Genomic DNA, 16,938 nt, shown 5'->3' on the forward strand with positions numbered 1-16,938 from the left:
AGAAATGCCCGACAAGAAGGTCCTCTTCACCGGGGGCGGCGGTTTCATCGCCGCGCACGTCATCCCGATGCTGATCGACGGCGGCTACACCGTCCGCGTCTTCGACAACATGACCCGCGGCGACCGCGCCCGGATCAACGAGTTCGTCGCCACCGGCAAGGTCGAACTGGTCGAGAAGGACGTGCGCTACGGCGGCGCCGTGCGCGAGGCCATGCGCGGCTGCACGCACGTGATCCACTTCGCCACCGTGTCGATCAACAAGTCGGTCGCGGACCCGCACGAGTCCATCGACATCAACATGGTCGGCAACCACAACGTCTTCGCCGCCGCGGCGGACGAGGGTGTCGAGCGGGTCGTGTTCGCCTCGACCGCGTCCGTCTACGGCGACCCGAAGCGGCTGCCGATGCACGAGGACGACGAGCTCAAGCCGCTCACGCCGTACTGCATCTCGAAGCGCGCGGGCGAGGACATGCTCGGCTTCTACGAGCGCACCAAGGGCCTTTCCTGGAACGCGCTGCGGTTCTTCAACGTGTACGGCCCCGGCCAGAAGATCGAGGCCTACTACACGTCGGTGATCAACCACTTCATCCAGCGCCTGCGCGCCGGCCAGCCGCCGATCATCGACGGCCGCGGCGACCAGTCGATGGACTTCGTGCACGTCACGGACCTCGCCCGCGCCGTCGTCGCGGCGCTCGAGTCCGAGCAGGCGAACGTGCCGATCAACATCGGCACCGGCATCGACACCTCCATCGCGACGCTGGCGAAGATCCTCATCGACGCCGTCGGCGTGAACGTCGAGCCGCTGTTCAACGAGCGCGACGTGCTGGTTTCGCGGCGTGCCGCCGACATCACGCGTGCCCGCGAGGTCCTCGGCTGGGAGCCGAAGATCTCCGTGGAAGAGGGCATGTACGAACTGGTGAAGGCCTCGGAGTGACCGCCGGGCCAGGGGAAAGCCGCCCCATGCGTATCGCAGTGGTGAACAACTTCTTCCCGCCGAGGGTGGGCGGAAGCGCGCACATGGCGGCGTCCCTGGCCGAGCAGTACGCGGCGCGCGGGCACGAGGTGCTCGCGATCACCGCGGCCTACGCCGACGCCCCGGCCGACGAGACGAAGGACGGCTACCGCGTCGTCCGCCTGCCCGCGGTGAAGATGCCGCAGCTGGGCCTGTCGATCGACTTCGACATGAGTTTCGCCTCGCTGCGGCCGGGGAACTGGCGGCGGCTGCGGAAGCTGCTGGACGAGTTCGAACCGGACGCGATCCACCTGCACGGGCAGTTCTTCGACCTGTCGTGGCTGGCAGGCCGGTACGCGCGGCGGCACAAGCTGCCGATGCTGCTGACCATCCACACCCTGCTGATCAGCGACAACAAGCTGTACGGCGGCGTGTTCCGGTTCCTGGACACCGTGCTGGTGAACCCGATCCTGCGCTACCTCAAGCCGCGCTACGTCATCCTCGACAAGCTCGGGGTCGACTACTGCGTCGAGCGCTATGGCACCAGCGACGCGAACTCGGACTACTTCCCGATCGCCGTCGACACCGGGAACTTCGAGAAGCCGCTGACTCTCGATGTGCGTGCCGAGCACAACCTGGGTGACGGCCCGGTGATCGTCTCGCTCGGGCACGTGATCCCGCTGCGCAACCGGCTCCCGCTCGTCGAGGCGCTTCCGTCCATTTTGGACAAGCACCCCGGCGTGAAGGTGGTCGTCGTCGGGCGCGTCTACCACGACGTTTTCTTGAAGCGGGCGGAAGAACTCGGCGTGGCCGACGCCATCATCGTCACCGGCGCCGTGCCGAAGGCCGACGTCCCCGCGTACTTCGCCGCCGCCGACATCGTGACGCACGACCTCAACGGCGGCTGCGGCACCGCGTCGCTGGAGGCGATGCTCTCGGGCACCGCGACCATCGCGTCCGTCACCGAGGACAACTATCCCGGCATCGAACTGCGCAACGGCGAGAACATCCTGCTGGTGCGGCCGGACGACAGCGAGGCGGTGGCGGAAACCGTCATCGAACTGCTCGACGACCCCCAGAAGCGGGCTTTGGTGGCACAGCGGGAAAGCGCGATGGTGCGGGCCAACTTCGGCCTCGACGTCGTCGCCGAAGAACACCTGCGTACCTTCGAGAAACTGGTGACCGAGGCCGATGTTCTTCGATGACGAGCGCAGCAACCGGCTGCGCCCGCAGATCCTGACCGAACTCGTCTCGCAGTACATGAACGACGCCGAGCGCGCTCGCTTCTACGGACTGCCGGAGTCGACCAGGGTCCGCGAACGGGTCAAGATCATCAGCCCGGAGAACCTGAAGATCGGCGAACACTGCTGGATCGGCGAAGGCGCCGCCCTCGACGCGAGCGGCGGACTGGAGATCGGCGAACACACCAGCATCGGCCTGAACACGCTGATCTTCACGCACTCCAGCTGGCTCGCGAACATGACGTTGCAGAACCACTCCGGCAGCGACCTCATCGAACGCAAACCCGTGAAAATCGGCAAAGGCTGCTTCATCGGCGGCCTCGTCGTGATCATGGCAGGCGTCACGATCGGCGATTTCGCCACCGTGCAGCCGAATTCCGTGGTCGCCAAGGACGTCCCGCCGCGCACCCTGGTCGCCGGAAACCCGGCGCGCGTCTTCCAGAAGTACGACGACGAGTACATCCAGTCCGAAGTGGAGCGGGTGCGCGGCGAGAACGCGCGGCGGCGCGCGCTGGCCGAGGAACGCGGCGACGCGACGGGCCCCTGGGGCGCCCCGGCAGGCGACTTCACGGAGTAGGCCGGGTTCGCCTGCGAGTTCGCAAGAACACGATCCTCCACCACTGTGACGAGTGATGAATTCCAGCTCGGTCCGCAGTACGTTCGGTGCCGATGACTCAGGTGACACTCGACGACTGGGCCGCCATGCCCCTGAACCGGGCCGAAGTGGCCGGTGGTGTCCTGGTCGTTGCGCCGTTCCTGGACACCCGGCACCAACTGGCGGTCACGCGGCTCGCGTACTGGCTGGACGAGCGACTCACGGGGTTGACCGCTGTTCCCGCGGTCGAATTGTTGCTCGCCGAGCAACCGTTGACCATCCGTGTTCCCGACGTTCTCGTCTCCAGCTCGACCCAGCTGAATGTCCGCAGGGTCTCGCCGTCGGATGTGCGGCTCGTCATCGAGGTGCTGTCCGAGGGCACCGTCCGCACCGACCGGGTCACCAAGTTCTCCGAATACGCCGAAGTCGGCATCGAGCACTACTGGATCGTCGACCTCGAAGACCCGGCGAGTATGACCACCTACCGCCTGATCGACGGTGAGTACGAGAACTTCGGCGAGCACACCGGCAAGGTGAGCCTCGACTTCGACGGCACCCCGCTCACTCTGGACCTCGACGCACTGACCACTCGCCACGCCGCAGCGCCCCTGACCGCCCTCGTGAGTGGTAAGGACGGTATGTCGTGAAGGGCCCCTTTGAGACGATGAGGGTCTCAAAGGGGCCCTTCACGACATAAGAGCTCGGAGCCGGAACCAACGCCCTTCCAGAGCCGACTACTAGGCTCGACGGGGAGTTCCCCCGGTGAGAAGGGTGTCAGATGAGGTTCAAGCGGTTCGGCGCGTCGTTGCTGGTCGCCGGGTTGGCCCTGCTGGGCGCCGCGACCCCGGCGATGGCCCATTCGGAGCTGAAGAGCAGCGACCCGGCGAGGGGCGCTTCGCTGGCGACGCCGCCGACGCAGGTCAAGCTGACCTTCTCGGGTCCGGTCACCCTCGCCGACAACCCGATCCAGATCACCGGACCGGAGAACGCGTCGTGGACGGTCGGCCGGGCGGAGGTCGCGGGCACGGTCGTCACCGCGCCGGTCCAGGCCGTCGGGCCCGCGGGCGAGTACACCCTCCGCTACAAGGTGACCTTCGACGACTCGCACGCCGCGAGTGGCTCGGTGAAGTTCAGCCTCAGTGCCCCGGCAGCCGCCCCGAGCAGCCAGAGCCAGCCGAGCAGCCAGGCCCCGTCGAGCAGCCAAGCCCAAGCCCCCGCGCCCGGCGCCACCCCGGCTCCGCAGGCCGCGGAGACCACCCCCGAAGGCCTTTTGCCGGCCTGGGTGTGGATCGTGCTCGCGGTCGCCGTGGTGGTCGCCGGTCTCGTCGTCGCGCTGCGCCTCATTCGCCGCAAGAACGACCGGTCCTGAGGTCAGCCGTGGCCGACGCCGGTGTCGCCCGCGGGCAGCTCCTTGCCGTCGGCGTCGAAGGCGGCCAGCTCCAGCGGGTCGGCGCCCGAGTCGAACCAGAACACGACGATGCCCGGGTCCACGCTCCACACCGCCTGATGCGCGGTGACGCCCTTGCCGTCCACCTTCGCGGTGATCTTCGCGGCCGGGCCCGCGTAGTAGCCGAACGACGGATAGCCGTTGATCCCGCCGGACACCGCATGGAAACCGGGCGCCTTGTCGGAGCCGGAGAACTCGTTGGCGACGGTGCCCGCGGTGACCTTTCCGTCGGCCGCGCGGCGGCCCGCCATGATCCCGAACGTCGTCCTCGGAAGCTGCTCGAGGTCGACCTTCACCCCGTAGAACACCAGCTCACCGCCATCACCTTGGACGCCGGTACCGATGACGTCACCCCAAGGCGTGTTGTCCGGCTCCTCCGACGACCGCGCCGGCTCGGCGGCCGGCACAGCGGCGGCGGGCGCCGGCACTGGGGCAGGGGCCGCGTTCGCGGTCAGGGTCGTCGCGAGCACGACCGCGACACCGGCCGCCGCGATCCCGCCGCCCACCGGCAACGCCCACTTCCCGGGTGATTTCATTTACTGTTCCTCCCAGTGGCCGAAGATCATTCAGAGACCATTACGGGAGAACGGCCGAAAAGGTTGAGGCAACCTTTCAGGTGGTCAACCGTCGAACGGAGATGAGGACCAGGGTGGCTCGCGGCGATGACGAGTTCGTCGAGTTCGTGCGGAACTCGGCGACCCGTCTCCAGCATGCGGCCTTCCTGCTCACCAGCGACCGTCATCAGGCCGAAGACGCCGCCCAGACGGCGCTCGCGAAGACGTACGCGGCCTGGTCGCGGGTACGCCGCAAGGACGCCTACGCCTACGCGCGGCAGGTCCTCGTCAATCACATCATCGACGGCTGGCGGCGCCCGATCCGTGAGAACGCCACGGAGGACATCCCCGAGCAGCCGAGCGGTCTGGACGTCGCCGGTGCCGTTGTCCAGCGGAAATGGCTGCTTGACGCGTTGCGTACGCTCACAGACCGGGAGAGAGCCGTCGTGGTGCTCCGGCACTTCTTCGATCTGAAGGAGTCCGATGTGGCGGGCGAGCTGGGTGTTTCGGTGGGAACCGTGAAGAGCACCAACTCCCGCGCCCTGACCAAGCTGCGGATCACCGCGGAGGACGGAACGGAACTGATCGGGGGGCTGGGACGATGACCGACCTCGAGACGCTGCGCTCGGCTCTGCGGGAACCGCCCGCCGAGGAGTTCGCCGAACCCGACCTCGGCGCGATCATGACCAAGGGCAGGCGGATCCGCCGTCGCCGCCGTCTCGCGACCGGCGCGGGCGGGGTCGCCGCCACGCTGGTGACGGTGCTGGTCATCGTCGGCGCGGTCGCGCTCAAGGGCTCCTCGTCCGACCAGCAGCCGCTTCCGCCCGCCGCGAGCGCGCCCGCGCCGCCTTCGGCACCGATACCGGCACCGGCGAGCCCGACGATCACCGAAGCCCCGTCCGAGCAGCCTTTCGGCGAGGCGATCCCGCTCGGGGTCAAGGGAGAAGGCGGCCGTGAGCTGGTGCTCTACGCCTTCGCGATCGACGAGCCGCAGATGCCGGACGTCAGGTTCGGCCTCCAGGTCGCGTACCGGAACCAGACGGGTGACTACGACGCGCTCCTGGCCAGCAACGAGTTCAAGGGATCCGATCGCTCGTTCGGCTTCCACGCGGTGGACGGCGGCGACGTGATCCAGGGGACGTTCGTGCCCGTGTTCGGCTACTTCGCCGGTCCTGCCGCGCGGATCACCAGCACCGTCCGCGGGAAACCGGTCGAGGCGAAGGCGATCCCCTGGAGCGAGGACCCGTCGATCGTCCTCTTCTGGTTCGACGGCGCCCAGGTGGAGTCGGCGGGAGTGCTGACCCCCCTCATCGCCTACGACGCGAAGGGCCAGCGCCTCACCAAATAACGCAATTCGGCACCTGGTTGCGATCCTTGCAGGCGCAAGAATCGCAACCAGGTGCCGAATTGCGAGGAGAAATCAGGCCGCGGCCTGGGTGAGCACCTGGTCGACGACGGCGTGCGAAGGCAGGATCAGGTCCCGCTCGGTGTCGGCGTCGATCTTGCCTTCGAGCAGGTCGACGAACCGGTCCAGCTGGGTCGCGAGGGGCTCGCGCGCGGTGACCAGTTCCGGGATCTCGATGACCGTCTGCTGCCGGTAGCCGAGGCCGTCCTCGGTGACCGAGTCGTGCGAGACGTGCCGGTAGATGGTGACGTCGCGGCGGAGCAGGTCGATCTCGATCATGCGGTCCAGTTCGGACACCCAGAGCGAGCGGACCTTGCGCTGGCCGAGACGCGACGCGGAAACCGTGGCGAGCCCGGATTCGAACGACAGCACCGTCTCGATGGTGTCCTCGGCGCCTTCGACCGAGTTCGGGTGGAAGTAACCGGCGCCGGAGGCGACCCGCTGCGGGGTCGCGCCGCCGAAGAACTGGATCGCCAGGTCGACGTCGTGCACCAGCAGGTCCCACGCGACACCGGTCTTGATCCGCGGCGCGTACGGGCCGTGGCGGCGGGCCATCAGGTGGATCGGCTCGTTGACCAGCGCCCGCGCGGTCATCACGGCCGGGTTGTAGCGCTCCAGGAGCCCGCACATCAGCGGGACGTCCTTCTTCGCCGAAAGCCCGACGATCTCCTGGGAGAACTCGAAGCTGTTGCACACCGGCTTTTCGACCAGCATCGGCTTGCCCTGGCCGAGGATCTCCTGCGCCAGCTCGTAATGCGCCTCGGTCGCCGAAGCGAGCACGACGGCGTCCACATCGGACAGAGAGCCGATTTCGGGCGTCCACTGGGTTTCGTAGCGTTCGGCGACCTTGCGGCCCGCCTCTTCGCGCGGGTCGATCACGCGGACGAGGTCCACTCGCTCGTTCGCGGCGAGGACACGGGCGTGCAGCGAACCCATGTTCCCGGTGCCGATGAGGGCGATCTTGTGCGTGGTCATGCGCCGAGTACCTCGCGAACCGTTTCGATGATGGTGTCCAGGTCGGACTCGGAAAGGTGCGGGTGCACCGGCAGGGAAAGCGCCTGCGCGGCGACGGAAGCGGCCACCGGGAAGTCCTCGACCTTCGCGTCGGGGATCAGCGGGTTGTCGCGGTAGCAGTCGTAGTCGAAGACGATCTTCGGGTAGTAGATCCCGTTGCCGATGCCGCGTTCGGTGAGCGCGGCGGCGAGCTCGTCACGCGAGAGGAAGGCGTGCGGGCCGACCAGCACGGTGTACTGGTGCCACACGTGTTCGCGGCCCGGCAGGACCTGCGGGAGGTCGAGGCCCGGGGTGCCGGCGAGGCCTTCGGTGAGGCGCTTCGCGTTGGCCTGGCGGGCGGCGGTGAGCTGGTCGAGCTTCTCCAGCTGCGGGATGCCGACGGCGGCGTGCAGGTCGGTCATCCGGTAGTTGTGCCCGGCGACCTCGTACTGGTAGCGGGCGCGCATGCCCTGGTTGCGCAGCACGCGCAGCGCGTCGGCCAGCTTGTCGTCGTCCGTGGTGATCACGCCGCCCTCGGCGGTGGTGACGTTCTTGGTGGCGTACAAGGAGAAGCAGCCGATCCCGAAGGAGCCGGACGGCTTGCCCTGGAACGACGCGCCGACGGCCTGCGCGGAGTCCTCGATGACCTTGAGACCGTGCTCGGCGGCCAGCGGCGCGAGCTTGCCCATGTCCGCGGTCTGCCCGTAGAGGTGCACGGGCATCAGGACCTTGGTGCGGTCGGTGATCGCGGCGGCGACGGCGTCCGGGTCGATCGCGAAGTCGTCGCGCCGGATGTCGGCGAAGCGGACGGTCGCGCCGGCTTCCAGGATCGCGTTCAGCGTCGCCACGAAGGTGAACGGCGAGGTGACGACCTCGTCGCCCGGCTGAAGGTCGAGCGCCTGGATGGCGGCGACCAGCGCGGTGGTGCCGTTGTTGACGGCGATCGCGTGCTTCGTGCCGGAAACGCTCGCGAACGCGTCCTCGAAGCGCTTGACCATCGGTCCCTGTGCGATGGCGCCGGATCGCAGCACCTCGACGACGAGGTCCTCCGCGTCACGGACGTCGACCACGGTAATGGGGATCATCTGCAAGTCTCTCTCGACTGGGCGTTCTGGTGCGTCCGGTACAGTGAGCCGCCGGTTCTGCGCCCGGCCGCCCTCTCTGGCGCGGGCCACACGTTACCGGGACCGCCGAAGCGCCCAATACCCCAGGCTGCCTCCAGCCACAACGAACGGAACTCACGTGGTGAACCGCATCCACCCGACAGCAGTCATCGGCGAGGGTGTCGAGCTCGGTGAAGACAACGTCATCGGGCCGTTCACGGTCATCGTGGGCCCCACGCGGATCGGCGACGGCAACTGGATCGGCCCGCACGTGACCATCGGGACCCCGGGTGAGGACCGCGGCCGCGAGCACCCCGCCGCCTGGGAGTCCGCGCCGAACGGTGATCCCGATCACGACGGTCACGGCGTCGTGATCGGCAGCCGCAATCGGATCCGCGAGTACGTGAGCGTCCACCAGGGCACCTGGCGCACCACCACCATCGGCGACGGCGGCTACTTCCTGCGCGGCTCCCACATCGCCCACGACTGCGTCGTCGAAGACGCCGTCACGGTCGCTTCGAACGTCATCACCGGCGGCCACTGCCACATCTGGTCCGGCGCGAACCTGGGCATGGGCGCGATCCTGCACCAGCGGGTCGTCATCGGCCCCGGCGCGATGGTCGGGATGAGCTCCGCGGTCCGCAAGGAGGTGGGCGCGTTCACCATCGCCGTCGGCAACCCCGCGCGGGTGACGGGCGTCAACACCGTGGGCCTGTCCCGCCGTGGCCTGGACGAGGCCGCCATCGAGGCACTGGGACCGTGGCTGAAGGGTAAGGCCGGTCTCCCTGAGGACGGGCTGGCCGACCGGCTGCCCGGCGACCTCTCTACCTTGGTGAAGGCGTGGGACGCCCGTCCGCGCGAGTGACACTAGGAGTCTGAAGATGGCGGAAGTCGCCGGCAAGCTGCGTGAGGTCTTCGTCGAGGCGCTGGACCTCGATGGCGATGTCGACGTCGAAAACCTGAAGTACCGCGACATCGAAGCGTGGGACTCGGTCGGTCACATGGCGCTCGTCGCGGCCATCGAGGACGAGTTCGATGTGGAATTCGACACCGACCAGGTGATCGACATGTCCAGCTTCAAGGTCGCCGTCGACATGGTGACCGACCTCCAGTCCAAGTGATGCTGGACGGGAAGGTCGCCCTCGTCACCGGGGGTACCCGGGGCATCGGGCTGGCCACCGCGCGGGCGCTCGCCGAGGCGGGCGCCACCGTCGTGCTGACCGGCCGCGACGAGGCCAAGGCCGAGGAAGCGGCGGCCGCGGCGGGGGCCGCGAGCGGGCTCGCCCTGGACGTCACCGACGCCAAGGCCGTGTCGACGCTGGTCCGCGGCGTGGCCAAGGAGCACGGCAAGCTCGACATCGTGGTCGCCAACGCCGGGATCATGGAGGACGCGCTCCTCGGCATGATCCGCGAGGAACTGGTCGACACCACGCTGAGTACGAACGTCGCCGGCACGCTGCACACCGTCCAGGCCGCGGCCAGGGCGATGATGCGCAAGAAGACCGGCTCGATCGTCGTTCTGGCCTCGATCGTCGGCGAGCACGGAAGCGCCGGTCAGACGGTGTACGCGGCCTCGAAGGCGGCGGTGGCGAACATCGCGCGTTCGGCCGCGAAGGAGCTCGGCCGGTCCGGGATCCGGGTCAACGCGGTGGCGCCCGGCGTCATCGACACCGACCTGACCTCGGGTCTCACCGAGGACGCCAAGGCCGAGAACATCGGCAAGACCCCGCTCGGGCGGCTCGGCACGCCCGAAGACGTGGCGAACGCGATCCGGTTCCTCGTCAGTGATGACGCTTCGTTCATCACCGGGCAGGTGCTGGGCATCGACGGAGGATTAGTTCTCTGATGACCTTGTTGGGTGCGGGTGCACGACTGATCGACGTCACGAGCGGCAGGACGCTCGCGGGCGAGGAACTCGACGCCGAGGTCACCCGCGTGGGTGCCGCGTTGTCGCTGCTGCCGCCGGGCGCGCTGTTCGCGCGGATATCGGTGGACCTCGAAAGCGTGCTGAACTACCTCGGCGCGTTCGAGGCCGGCCGCGCGATCGCGCTGATCGACCCGGCGCTGGACGCCGACGTCCTGGCGGGGCTCATCGAGCGCTTCCGCCCGGCCGCCGTGCTGTCCGCGCCGGACGCGCCCGCACCCGAGGGTTACGGCGTTTCCGACGGGCACTGGGTCCGGAAGTCCGCCGAGGGCGTCGAGCCGCATCCCCACCTGGCGGTTTTGCTGCCGACCAGCGGTTCCACCGGCAACCCGAAGCTGGTCCGGCTCTCGCGCGGCGCGATGCTCGCGAACGCCGACGCGATCGCCGAGGTGCTCGGCATCGACCGCGACGAGGTCGCGCCGACCAGCCTCCCCCTGCACTACAGCTACGGCCTGTCCGTGCTGAACTCGCATCTCGTCCGGGGCGCGACCGTGGTCATCGAGCCCTCAGGCGTGCTCGGGCGCGGGTTCTGGGACGCGGTCAACGAGCACAAGGTCACCTCGCTCGCCGGGGTCCCGTACCACTACGAAATGCTGCGCCGTCTCAAGTTCGACCCGGCGAAGTACCCGACGCTGCGCACGCTGACCCAGGCGGGCGGCAAGCTCCGCGACGACCTGGTCGCCCAGTTCAACGACAAGATCCGCGAAGTCGGCGGCCGGATGTTCGTGATGTACGGGCAGACCGAGGCCGCCCCGCGGATGACCACCGTTCCGGCGGAACGGCTCGCCGAGAAGCTCGGTTCGGCCGGGCCCGCGCTGCCCGGCGGTGCGTTCGCGATCCGGCGCGAGGACGGTTCCGAGACCAAGCATCCGAAGATCGTCGGCGAGGTCGTCTACCGCGGGCCCAACGTGATGATGGGGTACGCCGAGGACGAGGCCGGGCTGGCCGCGGGTGACGAGTACGGCGGCGTGCTGGCCACCGGCGACCTCGGCTACCTCGACGAGGAGGGCTTCCTCTACATCACCGGGCGCCTCAAGCGGATCGGCAAGGTCTTCGGCAACCGGGTCAGCCTGGATGATCTCGAGCACGCCGTGCGTTCTGCCTCGGTGGGGATCGACGTCGTGGCCGCAGTCCCGGCCGGGGACAAGGTCGTCCTGTTCGCCGAGGGCGCCGACAAGGACATCTGCAAGGACGCGTCGAAGGCGTTGTCCGAGCGGCTGCACCTGCACACGAGCGGGTTCGACGTCCGCCCCATCGACACCGTGCCGCTGCTGGCCAGCGGCAAGATCGACTACCGGTCGCTGGAGGCCCAGGTATGAGCGTCTTTACGTTTTCGCAGGCTGAGCGCGAGAAGCACCTGCTTCCGCAGCTCGCCGAACTCACCGCGCACCACCGCGAGAACTCCGAAGGCTACGACCGGATCCTCTCGTCGCTGGGCATCGCGCGGGACGCGTCGTTCGCCTCGATCGCGGACCTGCCGTGGCTTCCGGTGCGGATGTTCAAGACGCACGACCTGCGCAGCATCCCCGAGTCCGAGATCTTCAAGACGCTGACGTCTTCGGGTACCACCGGCGCGGGCGCGTCGCGGATCTACCTGGACAAGGCCGCGGCCGGCGCGCAGACCAAGCAGCTCGGCGCCACCCTGCAGGAAGTCCTCGGCGGCGAGCGGCTGCCGATGCTGATGGTCGACACCATCGGCATCATCAAGAACCGCCGCTCGTTCTCCGCACGCGGCGCGGGCGTGCTGGGCATGGCCAACTTCGGCCGTAAGCACACCTACGTGCTCGACGAGAACGACCAGCCGGACGTCGAGGCGGTCAAGACCTTCCTCGCGACGTACGGCGACAAGCCGTTCCTCATCTTCGGCTTCACCTTCATGGTGTGGCAGTACCTGTACGAAGTCGCGCGTGAGCACAAGCTGGACCTGTCCAACGGGATCCTGATCCACTCCGGCGGCTGGAAGAAGCTGATCGACCGCGCGGTCGACAACACCGAGTTCCGCCGTCGCTTCAAAGAGGACACCGGGCTCACCCGGATCCACAACTACTACGGGATGATCGAGCAGATCGGCACCGTGTTCCTCGAAGGACCGTCCGGGAACTCGTTGTACTGCCCCGATTTCGCCGACGTCGTGATCCGGAACCCGGAGACCTGGGAAGAGCAGCCGGTCGGCGAACCCGGCGTGATCGAGGTCGTCAGCACGCTGCCGCACTCATATCCTGGGCACGTCCTGCTCACCGAAGACCTCGGTGTGTACAACGGAATCGACGACGGCGACTGGCCTGGCAAGCACTTCTCGGTCATGGGCAGGCTGCCCAAGGCCGAGGCCCGCGGCTGCTCGGACACCTTCCAGGGAGCGGCGGCATGACTCTCAATCAGCGTTTCCCGCTATCGGACCCGATCGAGGTCTCCTCGCTGGTCGAGGAACTACGCGCAGAGCCCATCGGCGGGCGGTTGCGCGTCGGTGACCCGCGCGTCGTCGAGTTCCTGACGAAGTTCGCGCGCAAGCTGCTCGCGCCCGCGACCGCGCGCCGGTTCCCGGAACTGGCGTCGCTCGGTTTCTTCCTGCGCAAGGGAGAAATCGCCAAGGCTCTGTCCACTTTGGAGACTTCCGGTGACGCGCTGCGCTTCCCGCGCGGGCTCGTCTTCCACGTGCCGCCCGCCAACGTCGACACGATCTTCGTGTACTCGTGGGCGCTTTCCGCGCTGGCGGGTAACCACAACGTCGTCCGCGTGTCGTCGCGTTCGGCCGGCGCCGCGGAAACGGTGCTGGAGGCGCTGAACGCCGCACTGTCCGAAGTGGACGCCGACACCGCCGCCGCGATCACCGCGACGCAGCGCATGGTCACCTACGACCGCAGCGACGCGATCAGCGGCGCGTTGTCGGTCGCCGCCGATCTGCGGGTCATCTGGGGCGGCGACGCCTCGGTCGCGGCCCTGCGCAAGTACCCGCTGGCGCCGCACGCGCGTGACCTGACCTTCCCGGACCGGTCTTCGTTCGCGGTCGCGTCGGTGCGCGGCTGGCAGAACGCCTCCGAAACCGAACGCCGCGGCGCGGCCGAGGGCTTCTACAACGACTCGTACTGGTTCGACCAGGCCGCCTGTTCGTCGCCGCGCGCGGTGTTCTGGGTCGGCGACGAAGCGGGCGCCCGCGAAGCCGGACAGGAATTCCGGAAGCTGCTCGCCGAGGTGCTGGCGACGAAACAACACGTCACCGAGCCCGCCATGGCCGTGCAGAAGCGGGTTTCCGCGTACGGCGCGGCCGTCGACGGGCTCGTCAACGGCATCGAGTTCCAGGGCAACGGCATCGCGACGCTCGAACTGACCGACCCCGCGATCCTCCCGCGCGAATGGCTCGGCGCGGGCACTTTCGCCAACGCGCGGGTCGACACGCTTTCCGACCTCGTCCCGATCGTGCTCCGCAAAGACCAAACCGTCGGTCAATTCGGCTTCACCAAAGAAGAATTGACCGAATTCGTGACGGAATTGGCGGGCCGCGGCGTCGACCGTGTCGTTCCTTTTGGCTCGGCCCTGACGTTCTCCGCGATTTGGGACGGCTACGATCTGCTGACCGAGTTCAGCCGCTTGGTGACCGTGCAGGCCTGACCTGCGGTTACGAGGTAGCAGCAGAGGAGGTTCAGTGACGACGGTCGAAACGCCCGAGGAGGAGTCTTCGGTTGCGGTAAAACAACCGAAATCCACCAAGGCGAAGATCCTCGACGTCGTCCGCTGGGTCGCGATCCTGCTGGTCGTCGGTTTCGCGGCGAAGACCCTGGTCACCAATTGGGGTGAATTCTGGCGCACGCTGTCCGAGGTCGCCTGGGAATCCTCCACGTTGAGCCTGCTCGCGCTCATCGCCGCGATCATGGTGTCGACCTACGGCTGGCAGGTCATGGTCGACGACCTCGGCAAGCCGATCGGCTACGCCCGCGGCGCGCAGATCTGCCTCGTCGGCTCGCTCGGCAAGTACGTGCCGGGTTCGGTGTGGGCGTACCTGCTGCAGATGGAACTGGGCCGCAAGGCCGGGCTCGCCAGGGCGCGGATCTTCACCGGCTCGCTGATCCAGCTCGGCGTCGGCGTGGTGTCGGCGCTGGTCGTCTCGCTGCTCGCGGCCCCCGCGGTGTTCAGCAACAGCCCGCGGGCGCTGTGGCTGTTCGTGCTGATCCCGGTCGGCCTGGCGATGCTGCACCCGCGCGTGCTCACCTGGGGCACGTCGCTGGTGCTGCGGATCCTGCGCCGTCCGCCGCTGGACCACCGGCTGAGCTGGTCGGTCGTCGGGAAGGTCTTCGGCTCGTCGACGGCGGCGTGGGCGCTCCAGGGCGTGCACCTGTGGCTGCTGGCGAACTCCGTCGGCACGCCCGGGTTCAGCGGTTTCGTGCTGTGCGTCGGCGCGATGGCCGTCGCGATGACCGTCGGGACGTTCGCGTTCATCCTGCCCAGCGGGGTCGGCGTCCGCGAGGTCGCGCAGGTCGCCGTGCTCACCGCGTCGGGCCTCACCGTCGTCCAGGCGACGGCTTTCGCCATCGCCTCGCGGGTCATGTTCACCGTCGCCGACCTGATCACCGCCGGCGCCGCCGCCCTCTCCGCCCGCCTCGTCACCCCCCGCAATTAGTCACCTACTTGCGGTCCAGCATCTCGCGCTGGGTGCCCGGGTGACGACCGCAAGTAGGTGACTAATTGCGGGGGTTCAGGGGTTCAGCCGGTAGACGACGGCGTCGGGGTTGCGGTAGACCTCGGTCAGGAAGTTCAGCCCGTCCAGATCGCGCAGTCCGGCCTGGCGCGGGGCGCCGGTCGGGTAGCCGTACTGCCCGAGGATCACCCACCGCACGTTCAGCCGCGCCACCGCCGCGCGCACCCGCGCGTTCGACGGGTACTCGCGGAAGTGCCCCTCCAGCAGCCGCGCGTCCGACGGCGCCAGCGTCTCGTCGAAATGCCCGGAAGTCGTGCGGACGCCGGAGAGCGCGTAGGTCCACACGGTCCCGTCCAGCCGGTCGTTCACCGCGCGCTCGCCGGGTTTCGCGAACTCGGCGAGCTTCTCCATCGCGACGACCTCGTCCGGGCTCACCGGCAGTTTGTGCGGGTCGACGCCGGGCGTGTTCGCGTAGCCGGGCGCGACCTTTTCCGCGTTGGACGGCGCGTAGAAACCGTTGCTCAGGAAGGCGAACCCGCCGAAGACCGCCACCGCGACGGCGAACGCGGGCACCTTCCGGTGTGCCACGTTGTCCCGCAGCCACGCCTGCGACTCGGCGAGGCCGTGCGCCGCGATGATCGACAGCGGGATCGCCGCCATCGACATGAACCGGTACGGGTCGTTCCACCACGGCCGTGACAGCGCCAGCACGAGCGGCTGCTCGGACGACGTCACCGCGATGTAGGCGAGCCCGGTGAGCAACGCCGTCACGCCGATCCAGCGCAGCGCGCCCGCGCGCGAGAAGAAGATGAAGCCCAGGAACAACGCGACCGAAAGCCAGATCTGCGGATGGGGCTCGTAATGCTGGAACCCCAGCAGCGCGCCGAGCGCCGTCGTCGCCCGCCATTCGACCGGCCAGCTGCGGTAGGGCACGTCGCCGTTCGCGAGCCCGATCGCGCCGAACAGTTGCAGCCATGCCACGACGACCGCGACCACACCGACGATCGTGAGCGCGCGCAGGTCCCGGCCGATCCGCCGCCACCGTTCACCGGGCGCGAGCCAGCGTTGCAGCAGCAGTGGACCGGCGAACAGGATCGCGCCGAACAACGCGGACGAGTGCACGCACAGCAGTCCGGCGGCACTCGCCAGCAGCACGAAGCCGGTGTCGGGCGCGGGCCGGTCGAGATACCGCTTCACCGCGACGGCGGCCAGCGGGGTCAGCGCGAGGCCGAGCAGGAACGGGAGCAAAGGTCCCCTGCTCATCGATTCGTACAGGCCCATCACCGGCGCGATGGAGACGAGGGCGACGGCGCCCGCGAACACCGCGCGCCCCTGGAACACGCGCACCATCGTGGCCAGCGACAACGCCGGCAACGCCGGCAGCAGCGCGGTGTTCACGTCCAGCGTCAGCGGGATGCTCGCCGGGCTGAGCAGGTACACCACGGACGCGAGCAGGTGGTACGCGTTGGGATAGAACACCGGTGCCGCGTCGCCGTACCAGTTGACCTCGCCGGTGCCGAACAGGCTCCCGTCTCCGGTTTCGGCGATCTGCCGGACGCCGTTCGCGTGGTAGACGGCGTCGAACCCCTGCGGGATGGCGTCCAGCCTGCCCATCCCGCGCACCACCGCGTACATCCCGACGGCGGCCGCGAGCAGCACGCACGCCCCGACGGCGAGGTGCCCGGCCCGCCCCCACAGCGGTTCCTCCGGTGCGGGCGGCCATTTGCGCAGGGTGAGCCGTCGCAGGCCGTACGCGACTCCGGCGAACAAGGCCGTCGCGACCGCGTACGTCACCGGCGTGAACGGGAGTCCCAGCGCGGCGGCCCACGGCCCGGCGAGACCGCCGATCGCGTAGCTCAGCAACGGCGTCATCCCCGCGAGCACCCAGCCGCGCAGGCCGGCCGCGAGGCCGGTGAGCAGGCCGGGAAGGCCGATGACGAGCAGCGCGACGAGCACGGTGAGGACGTCGGCCGACAGGGAGGTGTGGGTGGGCACGGGCTTCCTCGGGGGTGGGGAATCCGCACAGAACCCCCGGGGTGCGGAACGGAATGGGAAGCCAGATTAACGACCTGGGGCCGTTACCCGAAGGAGTCA

At 68.6% G+C, this 16,938-nt stretch carries 18 protein-coding genes; 14 read left to right on the forward strand and 4 right to left on the reverse strand.

Annotation, left to right across the window (positions count from 1 at the left end):
• Window positions 1-4 precede the first annotated feature (4 nt).
• The 5 genes from ACIHAO_RS03485 to ACIHAO_RS03505 all read left to right on the forward strand — a co-directional run bounded on the left by ACIHAO_RS03485 (window position 5) and on the right by ACIHAO_RS03505 (window position 4,157).
• Entirely contained in the window at window positions 5-934 is a 930-nt protein-coding gene (locus ACIHAO_RS03485) for an NAD-dependent epimerase/dehydratase family protein (RefSeq protein ID WP_125790515.1), read from the forward strand.
• A gap of 26 nt (window positions 935-960) precedes the next feature.
• Window positions 961-2,157: a glycosyltransferase family 4 protein gene (locus ACIHAO_RS03490; RefSeq protein ID WP_396554545.1), complete on the forward strand. Its 1,197-nt coding sequence runs from the start codon at window positions 961-963 to the stop codon at window positions 2,155-2,157.
• Window positions 2,144-2,770, forward strand: coding sequence for an acyltransferase (locus ACIHAO_RS03495; protein ID WP_396554546.1), 627 nt, complete (start codon window positions 2,144-2,146; stop codon window positions 2,768-2,770). Before ACIHAO_RS03490 ends, ACIHAO_RS03495 begins: the two co-directional genes overlap by 14 nt.
• A gap of 92 nt (window positions 2,771-2,862) precedes the next feature.
• Window positions 2,863-3,435, forward strand: coding sequence for a Uma2 family endonuclease (locus tag ACIHAO_RS03500; protein ID WP_396554547.1), 573 nt, complete (start codon window positions 2,863-2,865; stop codon window positions 3,433-3,435).
• A gap of 131 nt (window positions 3,436-3,566) precedes the next feature.
• Window positions 3,567-4,157: a copper resistance protein CopC gene (locus tag ACIHAO_RS03505; protein WP_396554548.1), complete on the forward strand. Its 591-nt coding sequence runs from the start codon at window positions 3,567-3,569 to the stop codon at window positions 4,155-4,157.
• 2 nt (window positions 4,158-4,159) lie between these two features.
• Here the strand turns inward: ACIHAO_RS03505 and ACIHAO_RS03510 are convergent, their stop codons facing one another.
• Window positions 4,160-4,771, reverse strand: a complete 612-nt coding sequence (locus ACIHAO_RS03510) for a hypothetical protein (RefSeq protein ID WP_396554549.1) — start codon at window positions 4,769-4,771, stop codon at window positions 4,160-4,162.
• A gap of 113 nt (window positions 4,772-4,884) precedes the next feature.
• Here ACIHAO_RS03510 and ACIHAO_RS03515 point away from each other — a divergent pair, with 113 nt between their 5' ends.
• Together ACIHAO_RS03515 and ACIHAO_RS03520 are read left to right on the forward strand one after the other, a co-directional pair.
• A complete protein-coding gene (locus ACIHAO_RS03515; RefSeq protein WP_125780546.1) occupies window positions 4,885-5,394 on the forward strand; it encodes a SigE family RNA polymerase sigma factor in 510 nt (169 codons plus the stop codon).
• Complete coding sequence (locus ACIHAO_RS03520) at window positions 5,391-6,137, forward strand: hypothetical protein (RefSeq protein ID WP_396554550.1); 747 nt, start codon at window positions 5,391-5,393, stop codon at window positions 6,135-6,137. Before ACIHAO_RS03515 ends, ACIHAO_RS03520 begins: the two co-directional genes overlap by 4 nt.
• Window positions 6,138-6,209: 72 nt before the next feature.
• Here the strand turns inward: ACIHAO_RS03520 and ACIHAO_RS03525 are convergent, their stop codons facing one another.
• Together ACIHAO_RS03525 and ACIHAO_RS03530 are read right to left on the reverse strand one after the other, a co-directional pair.
• Window positions 6,210-7,169: a Gfo/Idh/MocA family protein gene (locus ACIHAO_RS03525; protein ID WP_125780548.1), complete on the reverse strand. Its 960-nt coding sequence runs from the start codon at window positions 7,167-7,169 to the stop codon at window positions 6,210-6,212.
• Complete coding sequence (locus tag ACIHAO_RS03530; protein ID WP_396554551.1) at window positions 7,166-8,272, reverse strand: DegT/DnrJ/EryC1/StrS family aminotransferase; 1,107 nt, start codon at window positions 8,270-8,272, stop codon at window positions 7,166-7,168. Before ACIHAO_RS03530 ends, ACIHAO_RS03525 begins: the two co-directional genes overlap by 4 nt.
• Before the next feature lie 157 nt (window positions 8,273-8,429).
• On the opposite strand from ACIHAO_RS03530, the gene ACIHAO_RS03535 reads away from it, so the two are divergent.
• Genes ACIHAO_RS03535 through ACIHAO_RS03565 form a run of 7 tightly spaced genes read left to right on the forward strand, consistent with a single transcriptional unit; the run spans window position 8,430 to window position 14,826 of the window.
• Window positions 8,430-9,155, forward strand: coding sequence for a UDP-N-acetylglucosamine acyltransferase (locus ACIHAO_RS03535; RefSeq protein WP_396554552.1), 726 nt, complete (start codon window positions 8,430-8,432; stop codon window positions 9,153-9,155).
• 16 nt (window positions 9,156-9,171) lie between these two features.
• Complete coding sequence (locus tag ACIHAO_RS03540) at window positions 9,172-9,411, forward strand: acyl carrier protein (protein ID WP_034309750.1); 240 nt, start codon at window positions 9,172-9,174, stop codon at window positions 9,409-9,411.
• Window positions 9,411-10,136, forward strand: coding sequence for an SDR family NAD(P)-dependent oxidoreductase (locus tag ACIHAO_RS03545; protein ID WP_396554553.1), 726 nt, complete (start codon window positions 9,411-9,413; stop codon window positions 10,134-10,136). Before ACIHAO_RS03540 ends, ACIHAO_RS03545 begins: the two co-directional genes overlap by 1 nt.
• On the forward strand, window positions 10,136-11,533 hold the full coding sequence (locus tag ACIHAO_RS03550) for an AMP-binding protein (RefSeq protein WP_396554554.1): 1,398 nt from the start codon (window positions 10,136-10,138) through the stop codon (window positions 11,531-11,533). The genes ACIHAO_RS03545 and ACIHAO_RS03550 overlap by 1 nt, the downstream gene beginning before the upstream one ends.
• On the forward strand, window positions 11,530-12,582 hold the full coding sequence (locus tag ACIHAO_RS03555) for an acyl-protein synthetase (protein WP_396554555.1): 1,053 nt from the start codon (window positions 11,530-11,532) through the stop codon (window positions 12,580-12,582). Before ACIHAO_RS03550 ends, ACIHAO_RS03555 begins: the two co-directional genes overlap by 4 nt.
• Window positions 12,579-13,820 (forward strand): acyl-CoA reductase, encoded by a 1,242-nt coding sequence (locus ACIHAO_RS03560; protein WP_396554556.1) that lies wholly within the window; start codon window positions 12,579-12,581, stop codon window positions 13,818-13,820. The genes ACIHAO_RS03555 and ACIHAO_RS03560 overlap by 4 nt, the downstream gene beginning before the upstream one ends.
• A gap of 34 nt (window positions 13,821-13,854) precedes the next feature.
• Window positions 13,855-14,826, forward strand: a complete 972-nt coding sequence (locus ACIHAO_RS03565; protein ID WP_125790502.1) for a lysylphosphatidylglycerol synthase transmembrane domain-containing protein — start codon at window positions 13,855-13,857, stop codon at window positions 14,824-14,826.
• 75 nt (window positions 14,827-14,901) lie between these two features.
• Here ACIHAO_RS03565 and ACIHAO_RS03570 read toward each other — a convergent pair whose 3' ends face one another.
• Window positions 14,902-16,839, reverse strand: a complete 1,938-nt coding sequence (locus tag ACIHAO_RS03570) for a DUF6541 family protein (RefSeq protein ID WP_396554557.1) — start codon at window positions 16,837-16,839, stop codon at window positions 14,902-14,904.
• Window positions 16,840-16,938 lie beyond the last annotated feature (99 nt).

Origin of the sequence: Amycolatopsis sp. NPDC052450 (assembly GCF_044547565.1) — a bacterium.
Classification (GTDB): Bacteria; Actinomycetota; Actinomycetes; order Mycobacteriales; family Pseudonocardiaceae; genus Amycolatopsis.

Bases quoted from the DNA above. Each gene is read 5' to 3' on its own strand.
- ACIHAO_RS03485 (WP_125790515.1), top strand. From the start codon at position 5: ATGCCCGACAAGAAGGTCCTCTTCACCGGGGGCGGCGGTTTCATCGCC.
- ACIHAO_RS03490 (WP_396554545.1), top strand. From the start codon at position 961: ATGCGTATCGCAGTGGTGAACAACTTCTTCCCGCCGAGGGTGGGCGGA.
- ACIHAO_RS03495 (WP_396554546.1), top strand. From the start codon at position 2,144: ATGTTCTTCGATGACGAGCGCAGCAACCGGCTGCGCCCGCAGATCCTG.
- ACIHAO_RS03500 (WP_396554547.1), top strand. From the start codon at position 2,863: ATGACTCAGGTGACACTCGACGACTGGGCCGCCATGCCCCTGAACCGG.
- ACIHAO_RS03505 (WP_396554548.1), top strand. From the start codon at position 3,567: ATGAGGTTCAAGCGGTTCGGCGCGTCGTTGCTGGTCGCCGGGTTGGCC.
- ACIHAO_RS03510 (WP_396554549.1), bottom strand. From the start codon at position 4,771: ATGAAATCACCCGGGAAGTGGGCGTTGCCGGTGGGCGGCGGGATCGCG.
- ACIHAO_RS03520 (WP_396554550.1), top strand. From the start codon at position 5,391: ATGACCGACCTCGAGACGCTGCGCTCGGCTCTGCGGGAACCGCCCGCC.
- ACIHAO_RS03525 (WP_125780548.1), bottom strand. From the start codon at position 7,169: ATGACCACGCACAAGATCGCCCTCATCGGCACCGGGAACATGGGTTCG.
- ACIHAO_RS03530 (WP_396554551.1), bottom strand. From the start codon at position 8,272: ATGATCCCCATTACCGTGGTCGACGTCCGTGACGCGGAGGACCTCGTC.
- ACIHAO_RS03540 (WP_034309750.1), top strand. From the start codon at position 9,172: ATGGCGGAAGTCGCCGGCAAGCTGCGTGAGGTCTTCGTCGAGGCGCTG.
- ACIHAO_RS03545 (WP_396554553.1), top strand. From the start codon at position 9,411: ATGCTGGACGGGAAGGTCGCCCTCGTCACCGGGGGTACCCGGGGCATC.
- ACIHAO_RS03550 (WP_396554554.1), top strand. From the start codon at position 10,136: ATGACCTTGTTGGGTGCGGGTGCACGACTGATCGACGTCACGAGCGGC.
- ACIHAO_RS03555 (WP_396554555.1), top strand. From the start codon at position 11,530: ATGAGCGTCTTTACGTTTTCGCAGGCTGAGCGCGAGAAGCACCTGCTT.
- ACIHAO_RS03560 (WP_396554556.1), top strand. From the start codon at position 12,579: ATGACTCTCAATCAGCGTTTCCCGCTATCGGACCCGATCGAGGTCTCC.